The 22797-nt window shown below is 70.1% G+C and carries 24 protein-coding genes and 1 pseudogene; 9 read left to right on the forward strand and 16 right to left on the reverse strand.

The window, feature by feature from the left end:
- Positions 1 to 16: 16 nt before the first annotated feature.
- Positions 17 to 700, reverse strand: a complete 684-nt coding sequence (locus tag ACYX7E_RS00145) for a YdcF family protein (RefSeq protein ID WP_462078510.1) — start codon at positions 698 to 700, stop codon at positions 17 to 19.
- A gap of 271 nt (positions 701 to 971) precedes the next feature.
- Between ACYX7E_RS00145 and ACYX7E_RS00150 the strand changes: the two genes are divergently transcribed.
- From ACYX7E_RS00150 to ACYX7E_RS00160, 3 genes are read left to right on the forward strand one after another with little or no spacing between them, the layout of a single operon-like run.
- On the forward strand, positions 972 to 2168 hold the full coding sequence (locus ACYX7E_RS00150) for a beta-ketoacyl-[acyl-carrier-protein] synthase family protein (RefSeq protein WP_462079034.1): 1197 nt from the start codon (positions 972 to 974) through the stop codon (positions 2166 to 2168).
- Positions 2169 to 2212: 44 nt separating this feature from the next.
- Positions 2213 to 3004 (forward strand): beta-ketoacyl synthase chain length factor, encoded by a 792-nt coding sequence (locus tag ACYX7E_RS00155; RefSeq protein ID WP_462079035.1) that lies wholly within the window; start codon positions 2213 to 2215, stop codon positions 3002 to 3004.
- Positions 3001 to 3834 (forward strand): glycosyltransferase family 2 protein, encoded by an 834-nt coding sequence (locus ACYX7E_RS00160; protein ID WP_462078511.1) that lies wholly within the window; start codon positions 3001 to 3003, stop codon positions 3832 to 3834. The genes ACYX7E_RS00155 and ACYX7E_RS00160 overlap by 4 nt, the downstream gene beginning before the upstream one ends.
- A 150-nt stretch (positions 3835 to 3984) precedes the next feature.
- Here the strand turns inward: ACYX7E_RS00160 and ACYX7E_RS00165 are convergent, their stop codons facing one another.
- From ACYX7E_RS00165 to ACYX7E_RS00205, 9 genes and pseudogenes are all read right to left on the reverse strand, one after another.
- Positions 3985 to 4434 (reverse strand): hypothetical protein, encoded by a 450-nt coding sequence (locus ACYX7E_RS00165; protein WP_462078512.1) that lies wholly within the window; start codon positions 4432 to 4434, stop codon positions 3985 to 3987.
- A 125-nt stretch (positions 4435 to 4559) separates the two neighbouring features.
- Positions 4560 to 5297 (reverse strand): 3-oxoacyl-ACP reductase FabG, encoded by a 738-nt coding sequence (gene fabG / locus ACYX7E_RS00170; RefSeq protein WP_462078513.1) that lies wholly within the window; start codon positions 5295 to 5297, stop codon positions 4560 to 4562.
- A gap of 210 nt (positions 5298 to 5507) precedes the next feature.
- A complete protein-coding gene (locus ACYX7E_RS00175; RefSeq protein ID WP_462078514.1) occupies positions 5508 to 5948 on the reverse strand; it encodes a phosphotransferase in 441 nt (146 codons plus the stop codon).
- Entirely contained in the window at positions 5945 to 8293 is a 2349-nt protein-coding gene (locus ACYX7E_RS00180; RefSeq protein WP_462078515.1) for an MMPL family transporter, read from the reverse strand. Before ACYX7E_RS00180 ends, ACYX7E_RS00175 begins: the two co-directional genes overlap by 4 nt.
- Positions 8293 to 8922, reverse strand: coding sequence for a LolA-related protein (locus tag ACYX7E_RS00185; protein WP_462079036.1), 630 nt, complete (start codon positions 8920 to 8922; stop codon positions 8293 to 8295). Before ACYX7E_RS00185 ends, ACYX7E_RS00180 begins: the two co-directional genes overlap by 1 nt.
- Positions 8858 to 9883 (reverse strand): LpxL/LpxP family acyltransferase, encoded by a 1026-nt coding sequence (locus ACYX7E_RS00190; protein ID WP_462078516.1) that lies wholly within the window; start codon positions 9881 to 9883, stop codon positions 8858 to 8860. Before ACYX7E_RS00190 ends, ACYX7E_RS00185 begins: the two co-directional genes overlap by 65 nt.
- A 71-nt stretch (positions 9884 to 9954) precedes the next feature.
- Positions 9955 to 10257: pseudogene (locus ACYX7E_RS00195) on the reverse strand (hotdog family protein); the annotation flags it as partial.
- A 198-nt stretch (positions 10258 to 10455) separates the two neighbouring features.
- Positions 10456 to 11139: a COG4648 family protein gene (locus ACYX7E_RS00200; RefSeq protein ID WP_462078517.1), complete on the reverse strand. Its 684-nt coding sequence runs from the start codon at positions 11137 to 11139 to the stop codon at positions 10456 to 10458.
- A gap of 47 nt (positions 11140 to 11186) precedes the next feature.
- Entirely contained in the window at positions 11187 to 11456 is a 270-nt protein-coding gene (locus tag ACYX7E_RS00205; protein WP_462078518.1) for a phosphopantetheine-binding protein, read from the reverse strand.
- 383 nt (positions 11457 to 11839) lie between these two features.
- Between ACYX7E_RS00205 and ACYX7E_RS00210 the strand changes: the two genes are divergently transcribed.
- The 6 genes from ACYX7E_RS00210 to ACYX7E_RS00235 all read left to right on the forward strand — a co-directional run bounded on the left by ACYX7E_RS00210 (position 11840) and on the right by ACYX7E_RS00235 (position 15955).
- Positions 11840 to 12862, forward strand: coding sequence for a chorismate transformation enzyme, FkbO/Hyg5 family (locus ACYX7E_RS00210; RefSeq protein ID WP_462078519.1), 1023 nt, complete (start codon positions 11840 to 11842; stop codon positions 12860 to 12862).
- 180 nt (positions 12863 to 13042) lie between these two features.
- The gene (locus tag ACYX7E_RS00215; RefSeq protein WP_462078520.1) at positions 13043 to 13291 is read left to right on the forward strand and encodes a hypothetical protein; all 249 of its coding nucleotides are present in this window, start codon (positions 13043 to 13045) and stop codon (positions 13289 to 13291) included.
- 124 nt (positions 13292 to 13415) lie between these two features.
- On the forward strand, positions 13416 to 14405 hold the full coding sequence (gene hemB / locus ACYX7E_RS00220; protein WP_462078521.1) for a porphobilinogen synthase: 990 nt from the start codon (positions 13416 to 13418) through the stop codon (positions 14403 to 14405).
- Positions 14406 to 14474: 69 nt separating this feature from the next.
- Complete coding sequence (gene aroE / locus ACYX7E_RS00225) at positions 14475 to 15323, forward strand: shikimate dehydrogenase (RefSeq protein ID WP_462078522.1); 849 nt, start codon at positions 14475 to 14477, stop codon at positions 15321 to 15323.
- Between the two features lie 40 nt (positions 15324 to 15363).
- Entirely contained in the window at positions 15364 to 15714 is a 351-nt protein-coding gene (locus ACYX7E_RS00230; protein WP_462078523.1) for a hypothetical protein, read from the forward strand.
- A complete protein-coding gene (locus ACYX7E_RS00235) occupies positions 15701 to 15955 on the forward strand; it encodes a YkgJ family cysteine cluster protein (RefSeq protein WP_462078524.1) in 255 nt (84 codons plus the stop codon). The genes ACYX7E_RS00230 and ACYX7E_RS00235 overlap by 14 nt, the downstream gene beginning before the upstream one ends.
- 74 nt (positions 15956 to 16029) lie before the next feature.
- Here ACYX7E_RS00235 and ACYX7E_RS00240 read toward each other — a convergent pair whose 3' ends face one another.
- Genes ACYX7E_RS00240 through ACYX7E_RS00265 form a run of 6 tightly spaced genes read right to left on the reverse strand, consistent with a single transcriptional unit; the run spans position 16030 to position 22773 of the window.
- Positions 16030 to 17364, reverse strand: a complete 1335-nt coding sequence (locus ACYX7E_RS00240) for a DUF58 domain-containing protein (protein WP_462078525.1) — start codon at positions 17362 to 17364, stop codon at positions 16030 to 16032.
- A complete protein-coding gene (locus ACYX7E_RS00245) occupies positions 17361 to 18380 on the reverse strand; it encodes an AAA family ATPase (protein WP_462078526.1) in 1020 nt (339 codons plus the stop codon). Before ACYX7E_RS00245 ends, ACYX7E_RS00240 begins: the two co-directional genes overlap by 4 nt.
- A complete protein-coding gene (locus ACYX7E_RS00250; RefSeq protein ID WP_462078527.1) occupies positions 18377 to 19537 on the reverse strand; it encodes a DUF4350 domain-containing protein in 1161 nt (386 codons plus the stop codon). Before ACYX7E_RS00250 ends, ACYX7E_RS00245 begins: the two co-directional genes overlap by 4 nt.
- Complete coding sequence (locus ACYX7E_RS00255) at positions 19534 to 21102, reverse strand: DUF4129 domain-containing protein (protein ID WP_462078528.1); 1569 nt, start codon at positions 21100 to 21102, stop codon at positions 19534 to 19536. Before ACYX7E_RS00255 ends, ACYX7E_RS00250 begins: the two co-directional genes overlap by 4 nt.
- Positions 21092 to 22093, reverse strand: a complete 1002-nt coding sequence (locus tag ACYX7E_RS00260) for a stage II sporulation protein M (protein ID WP_462078529.1) — start codon at positions 22091 to 22093, stop codon at positions 21092 to 21094. Before ACYX7E_RS00260 ends, ACYX7E_RS00255 begins: the two co-directional genes overlap by 11 nt.
- Positions 22090 to 22773, reverse strand: coding sequence for an RDD family protein (locus tag ACYX7E_RS00265; protein WP_462078530.1), 684 nt, complete (start codon positions 22771 to 22773; stop codon positions 22090 to 22092). The genes ACYX7E_RS00260 and ACYX7E_RS00265 overlap by 4 nt, the downstream gene beginning before the upstream one ends.
- Between the last annotated feature and the right edge of the window lie 24 nt (positions 22774 to 22797).

The following is a 22797-nucleotide window of genomic DNA, read 5'->3' on the forward strand; positions in this document are numbered from 1 at the left end:
CGCGCACCTGCCGCGATCAGGTCACCCTTGCCAGCATACGCCGGTGGCCGATCAGCCTCGCCCAGCGCGTGCCCAGATCCATCCAGCACAGATAACCGGCCTCGCCGACGATCCGCAACGTGGCGGACGGCGTCCAGCGCCATTGCGGTTCGGCGGCGCACAACGCGGGATCCAGGCCAAGCTGCCGGGCCAGCAACGCGCAGCGCGCAAGATGGTAGCGACTTGTCAGCAGGATCACGCGACCATCGGGTTGCAGCTCGCGCAGCAGTTCGCGGGCATTGCGCAGGTTCTGCAAGGTGTCGCGCGAGGTCGATTCCAGATGGATCCGCGTCGCGTTGTCGACGCCTGCCGACAACAGCTGCCGGTGCGCCACGTCGGCCTCGGTCGGCCCCGCGCCGGCACCGCCGCCAAGCAGGACCAGCCGGGTCTCGGGATGCGATCGCGCCACGGCCAGGGCGCGCTGGATGCGGGCCGCGAAATCGCCGTCGATCCGACCGGCCGGCGCGTGCTTGCCGAACAGCAACACGCAACCCGCGATGTCCGGGGTCGTCGGTGCACGCCGCGCGGTCCGCAGCACATGCACGACATAGCCGACGTAGACCAGTCCCAGCGTCAGCGCGCAGGCGCCGCCGGCCACCAGTGCGCCATGCAGCGCGTCACGGTCGCGGAACAGCCTCAACTGGTGGCGGAGCCGATTCATGCAAGTGAAAGTGGTGTCGCGGCCGCGCAGTTTAAGCCACGCACCACGCCCCTGCGGCCGCCACGGGCGAGGTCCCGGCCGTGACGACAGGTCCTGTCCTGCCGGCCGCGCAACAAGGCTGCCCGGCCGGGGAATGCATTCGGGGAGTTCACCCACCCGTGGCTATACTGCGGCCCTTCCGAGCGCCCATGGGTCCCTGTCGTTGCAGCCACCGTCCCAAGCCCAGCCGGCCACCGCCCGGTCCGACGCCCCTCCATCGATCCCGCCAAGGATCCCGGCGCTGACCATCCGTGCACGGTCGATCACCACCGCGCTGGGGCGCGGCATGGACGCGCACCGGCAGGCGCTGGCATCACGACGTTCGGGACTGATCGCCAACAACTTCGGCCATGCCCCGCTGGCGACCTGGATCGGCCGCATCGAAGGCCTTGAAACCGCGGCATTGCCGCCGCATCTGGCCGGTTGGGAATGCCGCAACAACCGGCTGGCCTGGCTGGCCCTGCAGCAGGATGGCCTGCCCGACGCCATCGCGCGGGTGCGGACCCGCCATGGCGCCGACCGCGTGGCCGTGGTGCTCGGCACCTCGACCTCCAGCATCGGTGCCACCGAGGATGCCTACCAGCAGCTGGTCACCAACGATCTCGGCGTGCCGCGCTTTCCCGACGCGCTGGCCCGGCCGATCATCCATACCGTGCATTCGCTCGGCGATTTCGTGCAGCACGCCACCGCGTTGCGTGGCCCCTGCATCACCGTCGCCACCGCCTGCTCGTCGAGCGCCAAGGTCTTCGCGCAGGCCGCGCGCCTGATCCAGGCCGGCATCGTCGATGCGGCGCTGGTCGGCGGCGTCGATACCCTGTGCGGCAGCGTGCTGTTCGGCTTCAACGCGCTGGGCCTGGTCTCGCGCGAACGCTGCCGTCCGTTCGACCAGCAGCGCGACGGCCTGTCGCTCGGTGAAGCCGGCGGTTTTGCCGTGCTGGAACGGATGCACGACGATGCGCCCGGGATCCGCCTGTGCGGCTACGGCGAATCCAGCGATGCGCATCACATGTCGTCGCCGCATCCGCAGGGACTGGGCGCGGAACTGGCGATGCGCGACGCGATCGCGCGTGCCGGCATCAGCGCGGCCGACGTCGGCTACCTCAACCTGCATGGCACCGCGACACCGGCCAACGATGCGATCGAAGCCGCCGCGGTCGCGCGGATGTTCCCGGCGCGACTGCATGCCAGTTCGACCAAGGGCTGGACCGGGCATACGCTCGGCGCCGCCGGCATCGTCGAATCGGTGTTCGCGATGATCGCGCTGGAACAGGGTCTGCTGCCCGGCACGCTCAACAGCCAGTCGCCCGATCCCGCCTGCGGCCCGCAGATCCGCTTCGACAATGCGCAGGCCGATATCCGCTACGCGATGAACAATTCCTTCGGCTTCGGCGGCAACAACTGCGCGCTGGTCTTCGGGAAGGCGGCATGAACGCCTCGACCTCAACACCACGCAGCGCCATGACCCCGGCCGCCATGTTGTCGGCGCGCATCGAAGGCATCGGCTTCTGGGCCGGTGGACTGCCCTCGTGGGAAGACGCCTGCCGGTGGGTCCGCGATGGCGTCCGCCCTGAGGCGCCGCCGCAACGCCCGGCACCGACGCTGCTGGCGCCCAACGAACGCCGGCGTGCGCCGGAGTCGGTCGCGGTCGCCCTGGAAGTGGCGCAGGCCGCCTGCATCGCCGCCGGGCGCGACCCGGCCACGCTGCCCTCGGTATTCGCTTCCACGCACGGCGACATGGCGATCACCGACTACATGTGCGCAACGCTGGCCAGCCAGCCCGATGCGATCTCGCCAACCAAGTTCCACAATTCGGTGCACAACGCCGCGGCCGGCTACTGGACCATCGGCCACGGCTGCATGCATGCGACGACCGCGATCAGCGCATCCGACGCCAGCTTCGCGCAGGCGCTGCTGGAGGCGATGACGCAACTGGCCTGCGGCGCGGATGCCGTGCTGCTGGTGGCCTACGACATCGCCGCGCGCGGTGCGCTGGCCAGCCTGCCGCATGGCGACGGCCTGCTCGGCGGCGCGCTGGTGCTGTCGTCGTTGCGCCAGCCTGCGGCTGCGTCCGCGATGACGACCGGCCTGCAGGTCACCTTGCGCGAAGGCAGTGCCCCCGCGAACGAGGGCACGCTGCATGCGATCGCCGGGGCCAATGCCATGGCGCCGATGCTGGCGTTGTTCGAAGCGCTTGCACGCGGAACCCCGCAGACCTTTCTCAAGGCGGGCCCGGGACGGCTGCTGCATCTGGAGATCCAGGGATGACACGTCCACCCGCACCGCATCGCGGCAATGTCGCGATCGTGATCCCGGCACTCAACGAGGCCCTGCGCATCCGCGACGTGGTCGCCGGCGCACTGGCCCACTGCGAGCATGTCATCGTCGTCGACGATGGCTCCGACGACGACACCGTCGCACGCATCGCCGACCTGCCGGCCACGGTCATCCGGCATCCGCAGCGGATGGGCAAGGGTGCCGCGCTGCGCGACGGCTTTGCCGAGGCGCTGCGCCAGGGGTGCGTCGGCGTGCTGACGATGGACGGCGACGGCCAGCATCGCGCCAGCGACATTCCGCGCCTGCTGGACGCGGCTGCGCGCCATCCCGGCGACATCGTCATCGGGGCGCGCCTGCGCAAGCGCGAGCGCCAGCCCTGGTATCGCAGGATCGGCAACGACTTTGGCGACTGGGGCATTTCCTGGGGCTGCGGCTATCGCATCGTCGATACCCAGAGCGGCCAGCGTTTCTATCCCGCCGCGGTCGCGGCGATGACCCACGTACCGGGCGACGGCTTCGTGTTCGAGGCGCAACTGCTGATTTCGGCCGCGCGTCGGCTTGGCGCAGGCGTGGTCTCGGTGCCGGTGGAATCACGCTACGAGTCCGCCGACTCCGACGAGTGCTTCCGCAAGAGCCACTTCCGGCTGTTCCGCGACCTCTACAACATCACCTCGCACGTGTCCGCGCAGATCATCGACTACGGCCAGCTGCTGCAGGAATACCAGCGCACGCGTGCACGGCCACCGGTCATCGACGATGCCGAAGACGCCAAGGCGATGCCCGATGCGCTGGCGGTGACGCCGGGACGATCTGCGTCCTGAGCCGGGGTCGTCCTGCTTTGCGCGTCGCTTCATCGACGCCATGCAATACGCGCGCACCATCACGCATGCGACAGCACGCCCGCAGCCAGGCTGCGGGCGATGGGCCGGGACTAATGGGTCAGCGGGCTGACGCCGCCGCGCGAGGACACGTCAGTTAGCGGGTGCCGGCACCGGCTGCGGATCGAACACGTAGATCGCCACGCCGCTGGCATGCTTCTGCCTCGGCGAGATGTCCACGCCCACGCCGGCCGACGAGAAGCCACGTCCGCCGATGCGTCCACCGCCTGCACCGACACTGACGCCACCGCCGCCGTAGCCATCGGCAGTGCCCTGGAACAGCACGCCGTTGGCGCCCAGGCTGGCGGCTTCCTTGCGCAGTTTGACGAGCACCGAATTGGTCTTGTTCTGCTCGCCGTAGGTCAGCGCGCCACTGCTGGTCTCCAGGCGCGCGATCTCTTCGAACTTGCCCGGCGGCGGGCCGTAATAGATCTGCACCTGGGCCGGATCGATCGGCGGCCGTGGGGTACCGGTCAGGATGTGCGAGCTGGCGCAACCGGCCAGCAACAGCACCGCGGAGACGATCAGGGCTTTGCGGATCATGGGGCCAACTCCTGTGGAATGACGCCATGCTACGCCCGTCGGGGTGGCGATGGCGTCGTCGCGGTAACCGCTACCTGAACCGTCCGGCAGGCCTGTTGGAGCGCCGGCACCGGGACAGTGCCGGCTCAGCTCATGCCGCCATCGATGCCGATGACCTGGCCATTGATGTAGCCGGCCTGCTCCGAACACAGGAAGGCGACCAGCGCGGCGACCTCATCCGGGCGTCCTGCACGCGCTGCCGGGACGATCTCGCGGACACGTTCGGGCGGGAAGGCTTCGTCGGCCATCGCACCTTCGATGACGCCGGGTGCGACCACGTTGACGGTGATGCCGCGCGAGCCCATCTCACGCGCCAGCGACTTCGACGCGCCATGCAGCCCGGCCTTGGCCGCCGCGTAGTTGGCCTGCCCGCGGTTTCCGAGCACCGCCGCCACCGACGACACGCTGACGATGCGTCCCCAGCGCTTGCGCACCATCGGCAACAGCAGCGGCTGGGTCACGTGGAAGAAACCATGCAACGAGACATCGACGACCCGGTGCCACTGCGCCGCAGTCATGCCGGCCATCACCGCGTCGTCGTGGATGCCGGCATTGTTGACCAGCACCTGCACCGGCCCGGCATCGAGCAGGCGGGCAAGCGCGAGCGCACTGGCCTCGGCATCGGCGACATCGAAGGCCACCGCCTCCGCGCTGCCGCCTGCGGCGACGATGGCATCGACGACCTGCTGCGCGCGGGCAGGCTGGGTGTTGGCATGCACGATGACATGCAGACCATCGGCGGCCAGGCGCCGGCAGATCGCGCCGCCGATGTCGCCGCTGCCGCCGGTGACCAGGGCGCGTTTCGAAAGGGAAGTCGGGTTCATGCCGGCATTGTAGGAGCGGGCCTACCCGCAATGGGAAGTCTCATTCGGAGAACCTGCTCACGACCTGTCGCGAGCGCAGTCAGCTGACGCGCATGCGCTCCATCACCGGGTGCCGTTCCACTGCAGGCTGATCGCGGCGATCGCAGCGATCTCGACGGGGTACCGTGGGGCCATGGGACGGAGGGTCACTGACACGCAGCAACGGTGCGCTCAGCGCGATTGCAGCATCACCATCGCGCGGCCCTCGGCGAGGGTCTGCCGGCGATGCGTCAGCACGAAGCGGTACTGCTGGCTGCGTTCGTCCAGCGCCAGTACCTCGGCCGTGCACTGCAATGCATCTGGCAGGTCGTCGATGCTCGACAGGTGCAGGCGGACATCGCGCAGGGCGACCAGCAGGCCGCCCGACACGGCCGCGCCACGCTGTTCGCCCAGCAGCCCCCCATGCACCGCCATCGCCTGGGCGCCGTACTCGCACAGGTGCACGGCATGCAGGCGGTCGCCGCTGCGCAAGGGATGGGTAGGATCGCGGTGGCCCTGTCCGGCGAGCTGGATCGACTGCGGACCCCAGGCCAGCACCTCGTCCCACAGGCACATCGCGCCCTGGTGCGGGATCAGCGCCTGGATCCGGGCACGATCGATCGCGGCCGTCATGCGCGCGTCTCCGTGGCACCGGATGCGTCCGGCGACGGATGACGCGCGACCAGCAGCGCCAGCACGAAGTTGCACAGCACGCCCAACGCCACGGTGCTGCCGATCGCGCGCAACACCGGGATCGTCGACAACGCCAGCAGGCTGAATACCAGCAGCGTCATCAGGCTGCAGACGATCACCGCATGCAGGGTGCGCAACTGGTCGCGACGATCGTCGCCGGCATGTTCGAAGAACAGGGCGTAGTCGAGTCCGAGGCCGGCGGCGAGGATCAGCGAGATCAGGTGGAACAGCGTCAGCTCGATGCCGAGGCCACGCAGCACGGCCAGGATCAGCAACGTCGTCAGCGCCATCGGCAGCAGCACGCGCCAGACACGGCGCGGCGAGCGCAGCGCGGCCCAGACCGTCGCCAGCAGCAGCACCGCGGACACCGCCAGGGCCAGCAGCACGCGCACGCGGTACTCGGCGACCAGCGACTCCGAGGCCTGCTTCAGGTCCATCAGGCGGGCGCCATGCGCCTGCGCGACCTGCGCCACGGCGTCGACATCGGTCAATCCGGTCAATGACACCAGCGCGGTCGCGTGGCCGCCGCCATCGAGCAGCAACCCTCCAACGGCCGCCGCGAATGGCGTGCCGGCAAGATCCCGCATCCGCAGCGGCTCGGCCTTGCGTGCCTGCTCGACGTCGGCCAGGAACGGCGCGAAGACATCGGCACGGAAGGCCGAGTCGGCGGCCGCCGCATCCAGCGCGTTGCGCAGGTCGTCCGGCGCAGGCAACCGCTGCTGGCGGCTGCGCTGACGGCTTTCGCTGGGCAGGTAGCGCGCGGCAAGGTCGTAACCGTCGAGCGCATCGCGGGCGACCAGCGCCTCCAGCTCGGGCTGCAGGCGTTCGGACATCTGCAGCACGGTATCGACATCGGTCCCCTGCACCGCGATGACGAAACGCACATCCGGCGCGCCGAGCTCGCTGCGCAGTTGCGCATCGCGCGCCAGTGCGGCGGCCGGGACCGGCGTCAGCTTCGACAGGTCGTTCTGCCAGAACGCGCCCGGACGCAGGGCGACAATCGCGAACGCGACCACCGCGAGCACCAGCAGCGACCAGCGCGGACGCGGCAGGCGTTCGATCCAGCGCCAGCATTCGGCCAACCAGCGCGAATCGGCGGGGTCGCGGGCATCGGGATCGATCAGCGCCGGCAACAGGTAGCGCGTGCACAGCGCGGCGGCGGCGAGTGCGGCGATCGTGAAGACGGCCAGCTGGCGCAGGCCATCGACGCCGGAGAACAGGAACGTCAGGTAGGCGATGCACGTGGCGATGACGCCGGTCGCCAGCGTCGGCCACAGCGCGCGCACGTTCTGCCAGGGCGAGATGCCCGAGCGCTGGTGACTGAAGAAGTGGATCGGATAGTCCTGGACCACGCCGATCAGGGTGAAGCCGAACGCGATCGTGATGCCATGCACGCCACCGGAGAACAGCAGCGCGACCGCGGACAGCCCGGCAATGCCGGCACTCGCCAGCGGCAGCACGCCCAGCAGCGGGATCTTCCAGCTGCGGTAGGCCAGCCACAGCAGCAACACCAGGCCCACGGTATCGAGCGTGCCGATCCAGCGCGCCTCGCGCTCGGTGCGGCCGCCGATCTCCACTGCGAAGGCGCCGGGGCCGGTCATCTCCAGCGCGCTGCCGGTGTCGGCGCGGATGCGATCGAAGGCCTGTTCGATCGCATCGACGGCAGCCTGCTGGCCGGTGGGGTCGAACCCGGCCGCGCGCGTTTCGACCAGCAGCAGCGCCTGGGCGCCGGCGCGGTCGAACCAGACCTCGTGCAACTGTTGCGGCGCGTGCGCCGGTTGCCAGGCCTCGGCCAGCGTCAGCATCTCCAGCGTCGGGTCCGAAGGCAGCAAGGGTTCGACCAGGCCGGCGGCCGGCGAGCCCAGGTCCTGCAGGCGCGCATCGAGGGCATCGCGCAGGAAGTCGGCATCCAGCGTTTGCGTGTCGAGCGTCGGCGACAGCAGGTAGCGATAGCTGCGCAGGTGCTCGGGAATGTCGTCGAGCGACGCCGCGCTGCCGTTGGTGACCAGTGCGAAACGTGGATCGGCGGCCAGCGTGTCGCGCAACTGTCGCGACTGCGCGGCCAGCACCGGCCCATCGGCGCCCGACAACGCGAGCAGCAGCAGCCGCGAGCCCGGCCCTTCGCCGAGTTCATCGATCAGCAGTTTCTGCTCCGGTGTCTGCGGATCGGGCATGAAGCGGCGCAGGTCGCCACTGAAATCCAGGCGCTGGCCCAGCCATGCGCCCGCCAGCAGCAGGCCGACCAGCCACAGCAGTGCAAGCAGCAAACGGCGCGATGGCGTCATCAGGACTGTCCGCCGCCGTGGCACAGCACGGCCAACGCGGCGCCGTCGGCATCGGGTGACGCGGCGCGTGCGGCGCCGGCCATCAGGGTGCGCTGCAGCTCGCCCTTGACGGGCCGGGTCTCGATGCAGCGCAGTTCGTCGCCGCGGCCACGCAGGGTGATGTCGCGCAGTTTCGCGGCGATGGCCGCGTCGCGCGGCGCCAGCACCAAGGTCCAGGCCTGCGCATGGCCGCTGGCGCTGACGTGGTACTGCGCACGCAGGGCGGTGTCATCGCCCGACAGCAGGGCGCCGAAGCTCGACTGCAGGCTGGCCAGCTCCGGCGCGCGCGCCAGCGAGAACCGGCGTGGCGCGCGACCGGCACGCGCGATCACCGCTTCGCCGGCACGGATCGTCGTGGTCTCGGCATAGGGCGTACGTACTTCGCGCACCAGCGTGTCGCTGTCGGGGCGGCGATATTCGCCGGCCATGCGCAGCGGCGCCTTCAGCATCGGCGAATCGCGGACTTCCAGGAACGGCGTGCTGTCGGGCGCCGGGCGCGCCAGTCGCGTCAGGATCCAGCCGGCATCAATGCTCTGCTGGGCCGACGCCGCCCGCGGCATCGCCGTCGTGGCGATCGTGGCGACCACCATCGCGAGCAGCAGGGCCGTCGACCGGGTGGCCACGCGCGCCTTCGTCCGTCCGTTCCGCATCGCCATCCGTCCAGAAGTCATAGAAGTTGAACCAGTTGTAAGGGGCCTGCCGCGCATGATGTTCCAGCCGTGCCGCGTAACCCCGGATGAGCGCCGGCAATCCGGTCGCACGCTGCTGGCGCGTCAACTGCACGCCATCGCTGAATGCCTCGAAGATCACGTCGTAGCGGTTGCCGCCGCGGTACAGGCCGAACGCCAGCATCACTGGCACCTTCAGCACCGCCGCCACCAGCCAGGGCGCCTGCGGCAGCGGCGCGGGATGGCCGAGGAACGAGACCTCGACCGAGGGCTGCCCCGGGTAGACGCGATCGACCAGCAGCGCGACCAGCGAGCCTGCCTCGACGGCCTGCTGGATCGCCAGCATCAGCGACGGTCCATCCTGGCCACCATCGATGATGCCCGAGGCGATCGCCGGATCGAGGTCGTCGAGCAACTGGGTCAACGCCGGGTTGTGGCCCTTGTCGAGCACCACCCGGATGTCGGTGGCCGGGCGCCGCCGCGACAGCACGCGCAGCACTTCGAAGCTGCCCAGGTGCGAACCGAACAGCAGCATGCCCTGCCCGCGATCGAGCACCGGCTCGACCAGGTCCAGGCCATGGATGCGGATGTCGAACCTGCGCATGTCGCCCTGCAGCAGGAAGATGCGGTCGAGGATCGTCGAGGCGAACGCATGGATATGCCGGGCGCCATCGCGCAGGCGCGCGGGGCGTCCGAGCGCGCGGGTCAGGAACTGGATCGACGCACGCCGTTCCGGTGCGCGCCGCAGCAGGAAGTACAGCGTGATCGGGTACAGCAACAGCCGCGCGACGGTGCGCCCGCCGTAGCGACCGATGGCACGGATCAGGCCGAGCGCGAAGCGACCGCCGCCCTCCGGACGCTGTTTCCACGATGCCGCGCTCATGCAGGCGCGTCTCCGCCATCGGTGTCCGCAGCGGATACGGTCCCATCCGACACAATGTCTGCGCGCAGGTCATCGCAGGCGACCTCGCCATTGGCTACGCGTTGCCCCGCATGCTCGACGCGGAAGCGCCAGCGCAGGCCGCTCGTGGTGGTGGCCGGCTCGAGTACGATGTCCGCCGGTTGTCCCGGCAACAACGGCTGCAGGAACTTGACCTGCGGCAGGCGCAGCGCCGGAAGGTGTCCATGCAGGGCCTCGATCGCGGCGACCACCTGCTCCAGGATCACCACGCCGGGCACCACCGGCTGTCCCGGGAAATGCCCCGGCAGGCACGGATGCGCGGCATCGATGGTGAAACGGTGGCTGGGCAGGCTCATGCGTCGACATTGTCCCATGCGACGTGCAGCGCGTTGCTCAGAACCTGTTCACGATCTGTCGCGAGCGCAGTCAGATGGCGCGTGGTGGAGCACAGGAAGCGCAGTGTACGTGTGGTACATGAGCATCCCGAGCACCGCACGCGCGTCAGCTGGCAAGCGCAGCAAGATCGTGAGCAGGTTCTCACGACGGCGCGACCGTCAACGCAGGAAATCCCGCCAGAACGCCGGCCCCAGCCCGGCCAGCTTGCGCAGGAAGTCGGGAAAGCTGGCGAACTGTCCCGGGAAGCGGCGCTTGCGCAACTGGAACTCGAAGAAGAAGAAGCCGCCGAGGATGCCGTAGTTGAGCAGGTTGGCGAACCACGACCATTGCGTGGTGGTGATCGAGATCGGCGCATCCACGCCCAGGCTGGCAAGCAGGCCATCGGGCCGCGCGATCAGCGCCAGCAGCAGGTTGGCCACGGTCAGTCCGGCCAGCAGCCAGGCCCAGGCGGCAGTCAGGCCGCGCGTGTAGCTGGCCTGCGCCGGGTCCAGTTGCGCAGGCGCGACGCGATCGAGGCCACAGACGATGCGCGTGATCAACGGCGTGCTGCCCGCGCGCAGGCTGCGCGCGAACATCCAGCCGATCAGGCCGGTGAAGATCGGCGGCGCCAGCAGCAGCGGCAGCGCGCCATGGCCATGGCGGTACAGCCACCAGCTGCCAGCGGCCAGCGGCGGCAGCAGCAGCCAGGCCCACCAGCGGCGGTCCGCCAGCGGCGGCAGCAGCAACATCGCGACCAGGCAGCCCATCGCGGCCAATGCCAGTCCATCGTGATGGCGCGCGCTGGCCAAGTGCGCCAGCAGCGCGTAGCCGACGATCAGCACGACCTGCAGCAGGGCAATCACGGGTCGTGGTCGTCGAGGGTCTGGAACGCGTGGCTTGCCGGTGCGGCTCAGCCTGCGCGGTGCTGCTCGACATGCGCCGACAGCGCGCGCAGCGACGCGAAGATGCGGCGGTTCTCGTCGTTGTCCGAACGCAGCTGGAAGCCGTAGCGCTTGCTGATCGCCAGCGCCAGTTCCAGGGCATCGATCGAATCCAGTCCCAGCCCGGCGTTGAACAGCGGCGCTTCGGGATCGATGGACGCCGGATCGGTGTCGTCCAGGTTCAGGCTTTCGACCAGCAGCGCGGCAAGTTCGAGTTCGGCGGCGGTTTGCGAAGACATGCGGTATTCCGGAAGGGGCGGAGATCGGCCCGGTCGCCCTGACGGTACGGGGCACGGGAGTGGGGCGCAACCTTCGTGCATCCGCCGCCTCCACGCAAGCACGGCCACCGGCGTGTGCAGCCTGAATGCGCGCTGCCTGCGCAGCGTCGCGCGTGCAATCGCAGGGCCTGATCGTCCCGGGGCGCATCGGATTGGCCCAAGCACGGGTGCAGGCCCTAAAATGCGCCGCATGATGGATCGCCGCTCGACATGACCGACACCAATGTTGTGACCGCCCGCGTCGCGGCCGCCTGCCGCACTGTGGGGATCGGGGCCGAGGATGGCTGCCCGCTTGCCTGCCCTTCGCGCGCGCGACCTCTGGCGGCGACACCCGGAGCCCACCGTTGAGCCTGCCGCAGTCGCCCAGCCTGAGCTCGCGCCAGGCCCGGCTGTACGTGGACTATGTCGAGGCGGACGCCCCGGCCGACCTGCTGGCCCGCGATGACGTACTGGCCGTACTGGGCTTCGGCAGCCACGCGCCGCACGACCCGGACCCGCGCTACCTGCGCGTGCCGCTGGAGCCCTACGGCGCATCGCCGTTCGAGGTCTGGCAGGCGAACGGGCCGGTGGAGCACGGCCGCGATGGCGATATCGCCTGGTCCTGCGACGGCGAACTGCAGTTCGGCACGATCGAGGCCGAAGAGCCGCTCGATGGCGACAACACCGATGTCATCGAGGCCGCCCGCCACGCCTATACGCGGATGACCCGCTTCGTCACCAGCAGCGGCTACCCGCACCTGCTGCGGGTCTGGAACTACCTCGACGCGATCACGCTGGGCGATGGCGACGCCGAACGCTACCGGCAGTTCTGCGTCGGCCGCGCGCTTGGCCTGGGTACCTTCGACATCACCGCCCTGCCCGCCGCAACCGCGATCGGGCGCTGCGACCACTCACGCACGGTGCAGGTGTACTGGCTGGCGTCGCGGACGCCGGGCCTGCCGGTCGAGAACCCGCGCCAGGTCAGCGCCTACCGCTACCCGCGCGAGTACGGCCCGCAGTCGCCGAGCTTCGCGCGCGCGATGCTGCCGCCGCCGGGCAGCCGCATGCCGCTGCTGCTGTCGGGCACCGCCGCGATCGTCGGCCATGCCTCGCAGCACGAGGGCGAACTGCTGACCCAGCTCGACGAGACCCTGGCCAACTTCGACGCCCTGCTGACCTCGGCGCGCGCCGGCCGGCCGACCCTGCCCGAGCATTTCGGCCCCGGTTCGCGCCTGAAGGTGTATGTCCGCGATGCCGCCGACCTGCCGATCGTGGCGCAGGCGCTGGACGCCCGGCTGGGACCGTCGGTGCCGAGGATCCTGCTGCACGCGGCGATCTGCCGGCGCGAGCTGGCGGTCGAGATCGACGGCGTCCACGACCGGCGCTGAGAACCTGTACACGATCTTGCTGCGCTCGCGACAGATCGTGAACTGGTTCTGAGCCACTGGGAGAGCGAGACCCGGACGCGTAGCGCGGGCGACCCGTGACCAACGGGCCTTGATCGCCGCCGCCGCGGACGCCATCTTGACGACATCGGGCCGAGCGCCCAACTGACGTGGAGTGCTGCAATGGGATTGATCAGCCTGCTCTGGGGCATCGTGTCGATGCTGTGGATGATCCTTGCGCTGATCCCGTTGCTGGGCTGGGGCAACTGGTTCCTGATCCCGTTCGCCGCCGTGGGCGCGATCATCGCCGCGATCGGCGTCCTGGTGACCTCGCCCGGCCGGCGCGGACGCGCCAAGACCGGCCTGGTGCTCAACGGCCTGGTCATCGTGGTCGCGATCTTCCGCCTGACCCTGGGTGGCGGCCTGATCTGAGGCGGCCCGATCTAAGGCTGCGTGATCTGGGGCAGCATGACCTGAGGCGGCTGGCCCGGCTGGTCCGGGCCGCGCGACATCGGGTCGCAGCCCGGCAGCCCGGCCAGCGGCGTAAAATGCCGGCATGACCCGACTTGATACCCGCATGCGGCGGATGCGCCGCGACGACTTCTCGCGCCGGCTGATGCGCGAGTCCGTGCTGACCGCCAACGACCTGATCTACCCGGTCTTCGTGCACGAGCCCGCCGGCCGCGACACCATCGCCTCGATGCCCGGCGTCGAGCGCCTGTCGATCGACGAGCTGCTGCGCGTGGCCGAGACCGCCGCCGAGCTGCGGATCCCGGCGCTGGCGCTGTTCCCGGTGACCGCGCCGGAGGCCAAGTCCCTCGACGCCCGCGCCGCCTCCGACGACGACGGCCTGTGCCAGCGTGCGATCCGCGCCCTGAAGTCGCGCTTCCCGGAGCTCGGCGTCATCACCGACGTCGCCCTCGATCCGTATACCTCGCATGGCCAGGACGGCCTGATCGACGGCAATGGCTACGTCCTCAACGACGAGACTATCGACGTGCTGGTGCAGCAGGCCCTGTCGCATGCCCGTGCCGGCGCGGATGTCGTCGCGCCCAGCGACATGATGGACGGTCGCATCGGCGCGATCCGCACCGCGCTCGAGGACGCCGGGCACATCCATACCCGCATCCTCGCGTATTCGGCCAAGTACGCCTCCGCGTTCTACGGCCCGTTCCGCGACGCGGTCGGCTCGGCAAGCGCGCTGGGCAAGGCCGACAAGTCGACCTACCAGATGGATCCGGCCAATGGCGACGAAGCCCTGCGCGAGATCGCGCTGGACCTCGACGAAGGCGCCGACATGGTGATGATCAAGCCGGGCATGCCCTACCTCGACATCGTGCGCCGCGTGAAGGATGCGTTCGGCGTGCCGACCTTCGCCTACCAGGTCAGCGGCGAGTACGCGATGCTGAAGGCCGCCGCCGGCAATGGTTGGCTGGACGAGCGCAAGTGCGTGCTGGAGTCGCTGCTGTGCTTCAAGCGCGCAGGCGCCGACGGCGTGCTGACGTATTTCGCGCTGGATGCGGCGCGCTGGCTGCGCGAGCAGTAGCAGATAACTCCCGTTAGACTGGCGCCCATCGGGGCCGCGATCGGACCCGGCCCATCGCTGAGGTCATCCATGTCGCAATCCGCCCGTTTCGCGGTCTTCGGCCACCCCGTCGCGCATTCGCTGTCGCCACGGATCCACGCGGCCTTCGGCCAGCAGACCGGGATCGCGATCGACTACACCGCGATCGATGCGCAGCCCGAGGGCTTCTTCGAGGCCCTGGAACAGTTCGCCGCCAGCGGCGGTGTCGGGGCCAACGTCACCCTGCCGCTGAAGGAATCCGCCTTCTCGCTAGCCGGCTCGGTCACCGACCGCGCGCGCCGCGCCGGGGCCGTCAATACGCTGGCCCGGCTGGGCGAGGGTTGGCATGGCGACAACACCGATGGCGCCGGCTTGGTCCGCGACCTCACCGAACGCCACGGCCTGGACCTGCGCCAGCGCCGGACCCTGCTGATCGGCGCCGGCGGCGCCGCGCGCGGAGTGGCGCCGGCCCTGGTCGATGCCGGCATCGGCGAACTCTATGTCGTCAACCGCACGCCGGCACGCGCCGACGCGCTGGTCGATGCGCTCGGCGAGCCCGGCCGCGTGCATGCCCGCTACCTCGACCAGTTGCACGAACTGGGCGACTTCTCGCTGATCATCAACGCGACGTCGGCCGCGCGCGGCGACCAGTTGCCGAAGCTGCCGATGTCGCTGGTCGGCCCGCGTTGCGCGGCCGTCGATCTCAGCTACGGCGAGGTGGCCGTCCCGTTCCTGGCCTGGGCGCGCGCGCATGGTGCGCAGGTCGCGATCGACGGCCTGGGCATGCTGGTCGAACAGGCGGCCGAGAGCTTCGCCCTGTGGCACGGCGTGCGTCCGCAGACCGACGAGATCCACGCCCAACTGCTGGGCCGCACCGCCGCCCTGGTCACCGCCGACTGACATCGCCACCGCATGCGCGTGCATGCACGAGGACGTACCGATGGACCTGATCCCTGCCCTGCTGCAACAACTGCCTCGCCTGCTGTTGACGCTGATCGCATTGACGGTCGCCATCGTGCTGGTCGTGCAGCGGCGCGCGCAGCTGGGCAGCGCCGGCCGCCTCGGACTGTTGGCCTTCGGCCTGTTGCTGGCCGGCACCCTGCTGCAGACCGCGTTCTATACCCTCCTGCAGACCTTCATCACCACCACGACGGCGACGCAGACGACGTGGATCTTCGCCGCGTCCAGTCTGTTCTTCACGCTGATCGACGCCGCCGCGATCGTGCTGCTGGGCGTCGCGCTCGCGCGCAAGCCGGCGACGCCGCCCAACCCGCCGCATGCAATGTCGTGACGGTTGCGGCGCCTGCTGCATCGCGCCGTCGATCACCTCTCCGATCCCAGGCATGCCGGATGGCAAGCCTGCGGGCGTGCCCTGCGTGCAACTCGATGACGCGCTGCGCTGCCGCCTGTTCGGCAAACCCGAACGGCCTGCCTTCTGCGGTTCGCTGAAGCCGGCGCCGGATCTGTGCGGTGACGGGCGGTGGATGGCGATGCGCCTGATCGGCGCGCTGGAGATCGCGACGCGGCCCTAGCCGGGAGCGGGAGCCGGGAGCGCGACACGTCGACAGCTAAACGCTAAACGCGCAGGCTACGCGCAAGCACTCCCCTACAACACCCCATCGCGCTTGATCGCCAGATACCGCTCCACCAGCGCCCCGGGCAACTGCTCGCAGGTCACGTCCAGCACCGCCACGCGATGATTGCGCAGTGCTTCGTGGGCGACGGCGCGTTGCGCAAGATAGCGCGCGGTCGCGCCGGCGCGCAGGGCGTCGTCGAGCGAATCCACAGGCGCATCCAGCGCATCGTCGAGCGCGCGCTCGCGCAGCGAGGCGACCACGACGACGTGTCGCCGGCGCAGCATCCGCACCGCGACCAGCACATCCTCGATGTCCTCGTCGCGCAGGTTGGTCACCAGCATCAACAGGCCGCGACGGCGCTGGCGCAGCGACAGTTCGGTCGCCGCCGCCAGGTAGTCGGTCGCCACCGCCGACGGCTGCAGGTCGTAACTGGCCCGCAACAGGGTATCGAGTGCGCCCATGCCGCGTTGCGGGGCGACCCAGCGACGCTCGCCGCCCATCGTGTGCAGGCCGACCGCATCGCCCTGGCGCAGCGCGAGATACGACACCAGCAGGCTGGCATTGAGGGCATGGTCGAAATGCGCCAACCCGCCATCGCGCGCGAGCATCCGGCGGCCGGTATCGAGCACGATCAGCAACTGCTGGTTCTTCTCGTCCTGGTACTCGCGCGAGATCAGTTTGCGTGCGCGCGAGCTCGCCTTCCAGTCGATCTGGCGCAGGCTGTCGCCGACGCGGTACTCGCGCATCTGGTGGAAATCGGTGCCCTCGCCGCGACGGCGCTTCAGGTGCGCGCCAACCAGCCGCGACGCCTGTTCGGCACTGAGCAGGGCGAGCCGGGTCAGCGGTGCGAAGTCGGGATACACGCGCAGGCGATGCGGCATGCCGGCGATGCGACGCTGCTGCCACAGCGCCCAGGGTGATTGCAGGCGCAGGTGCACGCCATCGAAGACATGCTCGCCGCGCGCGTCGGGATGCAGGCGATAGCTCACGCTGGATGCAATCCCCGGCACCAGGGTCAGCCGTCGCGGCAGGCCGTCGACGCGCCAGTCGCCGGGATGGCCGTCATGCACGTCGAGCCGCTGCCGATGCGCGCCGGGTTCGAGGTGCAGCACCACCTCGCGCGCCACGCCCAGCGGCAGCGCATCGGGCAGATCGCGGACGACGTCGGGCGTCGCGCGGCGCCACAAACGCCACAGGTCGACCACGACCAGCATGCCGAGCACGGCACCGGCCAGCAGCCACGTCGCCCGCGGCAGCCAGCCGAGGCTGGTGGCGATGCCCGGCAACGCCCACGCGGCCAGCAGCGCCACCAGCCAGGGTGATGGACGCGGCAGCAGGCGTGGCGGAGGCGCGGCGGCAGTCACTGGCGCGGCGCTTCCACCTTCGCCAGCAGCGCCTGCAGCACCTGGTCGCTGTCCTGGCCTTCGATCTGCAGTTCCGGTGCCAGCGAGATGCGATGCCGCAATGCCGGCCGGGTGATGTCGCGGATGTCGTCGGGAGTGACGAAATCGCGACCGGCCAGCACCGCCTGGGCGCGGGCGGCCCGCACCAGCGCGAGGCTGCCGCGCGGGCCGGCCCCGAGGGCGATGCCCGGCCACTGGCGTGTCGCCGAGGCGATGCGCACGGCGTAGTCGATGACCTCGGCGTCGACGGTCGTGGCGGCGGTGCCCTGCTGCAACGCGACGATCTCGCCCGGCTGCAGCACCACCTGCAGTTGCGACAGGTCGAAATCGGCGGCGACCTTGCCGCTGCTGATCGCGGTGACCATCGCGACCTCGTCGGCGTGCTGCGGGTAGTCGATCAGCACCTTCAGCAGGAAGCGGTCGAGCTGCGCCTCGGGCAATGGATACGTGCCCTCCTGCTCGACCGGGTTCTGCGTCGCCAACGTCATGAACGGAGGCGGCAGCTCGAAGCTGTGGCCTTCGATCGTGACCTGCTGTTCCTGCATGGCTTCCAGCAGCGCCGACTGGGTCTTGGCCGGCGCCCGGTTGATCTCGTCGGCAAGCAACAGGTTGGTGAAGATCGGTCCGCGACGGACCACGAACGTCTCGCTGCGGGTGTCCCATACGGCGTGGCCGCAGACGTCGCTGGGCATCAGGTCCGGGGTGAACTGCACGCGTGCATAGCCGCAACCGAGCACGCTCGACAGCGCGCGCACCAGCAGCGTCTTGCCCAGGCCCGGCACGCCCTCGATCAGCACGTGGCCGCCCGCCAGCAGCGCGACCATGATCTGGTCGAGCACGCCGGGCTGTCCGATGAAGGCCTTGGAGACTTCGTCGCGGACAGCCGCGACGCGCGCGACCAGGGCCTCGCCGCTGATCGCGGCCAGCGGGGCGTCGTGTTCGCCAAGCAGGGGTTCGTGCGTGCTGGTTGTGGTCATAGCCGGTTTCTCATCTCGATCAGTCGGGCAATGCGCAGCCGGAAGTCGGCGGCATCATGGGGACGCGGGGAACGCAGGGCATGCGAGACATCGCGCGCGGACAGCGTGCCCAGAAGCGCGGCAATGGCCTCGGCCTGGGACTCGCCTTCGAGGGACGCCGCGACGGGATCGCGGCGGCGCAGGCGTTGCAGGAAAGCGTCGCGGGCGGCAGCGTGCAGGTGGCCGGCCTGGCCGTAGCGATACAGGTGCTCGCCGCTGGCCTGCACGTGTTCGAGCAGGGCGCGGCGCGCCAGTGCCGGCGTCGGCTGCAATGGTCCGAAACGCTGCGTGCGCATCCACAGCCACGCCACCAGCGCGAGCAGCAATGGCAGCCAGACCATCCACGCGCGCTCCAGCAGCAGCCGCCACAGCGGCGGCATGCGGGTGGCGTAGACCAGGTGGACCGTGCCCTGCCCGTAGTTCGGCGCCAGCAACTGCCGGGCCAGGGCGGCGTGCGGCGCCTCGTTGAGGCTGTCGTTGAGCATGAAGTCCATCGACGCGACGACATCGACGGTGCCCTTGCCGCGCTGCAGGCGCGCCAGCACGAAACCGTCGGCGAAATCGCCCCAGGCGATCCCGGGCTCGTCGTCCGGAAGCGAGAAGCGGGTGGCGCCGCAGAACTCGACATGGGCCTCCTCGCCGGGCATCCGGTACGACAGGCAGCCCGCGGCGTCCTCGTACAACGCCACGCCCAATCGCTGCAGCAGCTCCCATTCGCGCGGCACGCCCAAACGGCCGGATACGCGCGGCGTGGTCACCAGCAGGTGGCCGCCCGCATCGACCCAGTCCAGCAGCCCGTCGACATCGACGATCGACAGGCCACGCGTATCGCTGAGGATGACGAGGGTGTCGCGTTGCGCCGGCACGATCTCCTGCAGTTGCAGGCGTTGCCGCGACTGCGCCGGCACGCCATCGGCGCGCAGCGCTTCGCGCAGCAGGTACAGCGGGTTGTAGGCGGCCTCGCCGCGTGCCGGCAGGTCGACCTCGCGATCGACCCGCTCGTGCGTATGCAACCACCACGCGACCATCGCACCGGAGACCGCCAGTCCCAGTAACAGCATGCCCAGGCGCAATCCCCAGCCCACCCGTCCACGCGTAGCGGCGGCAACGGCACTCATCGCAGCCACCCGAAGCGCTGCGATGCGTCGCCCAGCAATTGCTCGAACGCCGTCTCATCCGGCAACCGCTGCGCATACGCCGCGTACTGCCAGGTCCGCACGACGCGCGCGAACACATCGCGATCGGCAGGATCGGGCAAGCGTCGCGACAGCCGCAGGCACTCGGCCTCGGTCGCACCGGGCACCGGCGTGACCTGCAGGCGTTCGGCCATCGCCGCGACGCTGCCGCGATACAGCAATGCCAGCGCGCGGCGCGGCCGTCCCTCGCGCCACAGCCGCCGGGCCTGCGTCGCGAGGTCGGGGGGCAGCGGCTCGTCGGGCGGCATCGGCGACGACACGATCTCGCTGTCCTTCGGCAACGGCGCCGCCCATCCCCGCATCCAAGGCCACCAGCGGCGCGCGGTCAGCGCCAGGACCAGCACCAATACCGCGACGACGAACCACAGGCCGAACTCGCCGACCAGCGCGAACAACCGCGCCAGCCCCGGCAGCGCCGCCGGTGGCGTATCGGCCCGCTCGGTCCTGTCGCGGCGCTGCCAGACCTTGTCGGTGCGCTTGTGGTCGAGCAGCGGATCCTTGGCGGCCTTGGCGACGGCACGCGCGAAGCCGCGCGAATCGACCACGTTGTCCTCGCCGAAGACCTCGCCCAGCGTGTCCTGCCCGGTGGTGTCGGGCGCCTGCTGCAACCCGGCCTGGTCGACATGCTGGGCGGGGACCGGCGGTGGTGCTTCGTGGTGGCGCGAGGATTGCGCCTGCGCGGGCGACAGCAGCGGCCACGCAAGCACCAGCAACCACGTGGCCGCCAGCGGTGCGATCCGCGCGCGCAACTTGCGCAGCACGATCTCGATGTCCCAGGCCTCGAGCTGTACACGGCGATTGAGGTACAGGCCGAAGCCCGCGCCGACGAAGAACGGCTCGATCGCCGAGACCCCGAGCCAGACCACCAGGTTGAGCACCAGTTGCGCCCAGCGCGGCGGCGCATCGGTCATCAGCGTCCAGACCGCACGCGCCGACTCCGACAGCAGCTCGGTCGGCACGAACAGCAGCACCAGCGAGATGCACGACGCCGCCAGGATCGCGATGAAGGCCTGGCAGCTGACCGTCAGCACGAACGCATGCCCGATGACGCCATGGCCGATGACTTTCCGCCGCGCGTTCGCCGCCTCGGCGCTGCCGCCTTCAAGCAGGTCCACCGGCAAGGTCAGCGAGCGCCATGGGCTCAGGCGCCGCCACAGCAGATAGCCCCACATCGGACGCCATCCCCAATACCGCATCGCCTGCAAGGTCGTGAGCGCCGTCGGTGAGGCGCCGAACACCGCGCGCGACAGCACGAACAACACGATGCGATCGAACAGCGGCGTGATCCACCACATCAGCAGCAGGGCCAGCCACAGCACGTCGCCCCACCAGGCCAGTGCGTTGACGACCGCGAACACAGGCAGGGTCGATGCGAACCAGGCCTTCCACAACGGCGACGCCTGCTGGCGCACCAGCGCGGTGCCGAGTTCGACCGCTTCCCACGGCGAGCGCGGGCGCAGGACGACCCGCAGGGCCTCAGGACGCATCGCGCACCGCCCCCCGGCCGCCCAGCGCCAGCCATGCCAGCACCAGCAGCCACAGCGCACCGCCGACGCCGAACTTCACGCCGGCTGGGATCGACTGGATCGACGACCAGAACGCCTCGACGAACGCGGCGAACAGCAGCATCAGCAGGATGCCGATGCACAGCCGCGCGCCAACGCGGCCGGCCTCGCGCAGCGCATCGGCGCGGCGCAGCCGGCCGGGCGAGACCAGGGCCAGGCCAAGCCGCAGGCCGGCGGCGCCGGCGATCACGATCGCGACCAGTTCGGGCGCGGAGTGCCCGGCCACGAAGCGCCAGAACGGATCGCCATGGCCGATGCCCTGCAGGTGCGCGGCGATCACGCCGAAGAACACGCCATTGAACGCGAGCACGACCATCGTGCCGACGCCGGCCAGCAGTCCGCTTGCGAAGGTGCGGAAGCCGATGCTGATGTTGTTGTAGATGTAGTGGCCGAACATCCGCATGTCGTCCCCGCTCTCGCGGCCCAGCGCGTGGCGGCTGTCGGCCGGGTCGTACATGCTTTCGAACTGCGCCAGTTGCGCCTGGTCGAACACGCTGTAGGCCAGTTCCGGCCAGCGCATCACCACCGCGAACATCGCGACCATCGGCCCGGCGAACAGCAACGCCGACAGCCACAGGCAACCGCGCTGCGCGCGTACCAGACGCGGAAAATCGGCCATCACGAACTGCAGCGCGCGTCGCCATGGCGGCGGTGGCGCGCGATAGAGCACGTCGTGGCCACGCTGCATCAGGGCCTGCAACCGGCCGGTGACCAGCGGGCTGTAGCCGCGACCGCGCGCCAGTGCGAGCTGGTGGCACAGGCGGCGATAGCGCGACGGCATGTCCTCGTCGCGCAGTCCGTCCCAGCCGCGCGACAGGCGCGCACGTCGCACGTTGCCGCCGCGCTGGTCGAGCCATTGTTCGAAGGCCTGCCACTCGGCCTCGTAGCGGGCGACGAACGCGTCCTGCCTCACGTACGCCGTCCGAGCAACCAGTGGGCGACACCCGCCAGCGCAGCGGCACCCGCCTGGCCACGCAGCCCGGTGACCGGCGCGGCGAGATCGGCCAGTTCCTGCTGGCGTTGCGGCGTCAGCGCAGCGGCACGTTCGGCGAAGGCGATCACCGCCACCTGTTCGTCGAGGCGTAGTGCCAGCGCCGGGGCGCGCGCCGCTTCGGCGGTCCCGCTGCCCTGTGGCGTCTCGCGCGGCGCATGCACGACCATCGTGCCGGCGACCATGTCGCCGAGCCGGCGCCCCCAGGGGTCGAGCAGGCTGGCCGACAGGCCCAGCGCATAGCCGAGCGGCAGCATGTCGGCGGTCCGCATCAGGTTGCGCAGGAAGGCCGCCATCCAGCCGATCGGCGCGCCGTTGGACGAGATCACCCGCAGCGCCAGCGCGCGCTTGCCCGGCGTCTGGCCATCCATCATCGCCTCGAACACCACCGGGTAGGCCCAAGTCACCAGGAACATCAGGATCAGGTGCAGGCCCTGCCCGAAACCACCGAGCACGCCGAGCACCAGCGCGGTCACCAGTACCAGTGCGAAACGGATCGCCAGGTCGATCAACCAGGCCAGCGCCCGCGGGAAGGGTCCGGCCGCAGGCAGCCGCAACGCCACGCCTTCGGGGGTATGGACCTCGCGAACGGTATCGAGCATCAGGCGGCCGGTCCGATGCCGGCA

This window comes from Luteimonas sp. RIT-PG2_3 (genome assembly GCF_054902115.1).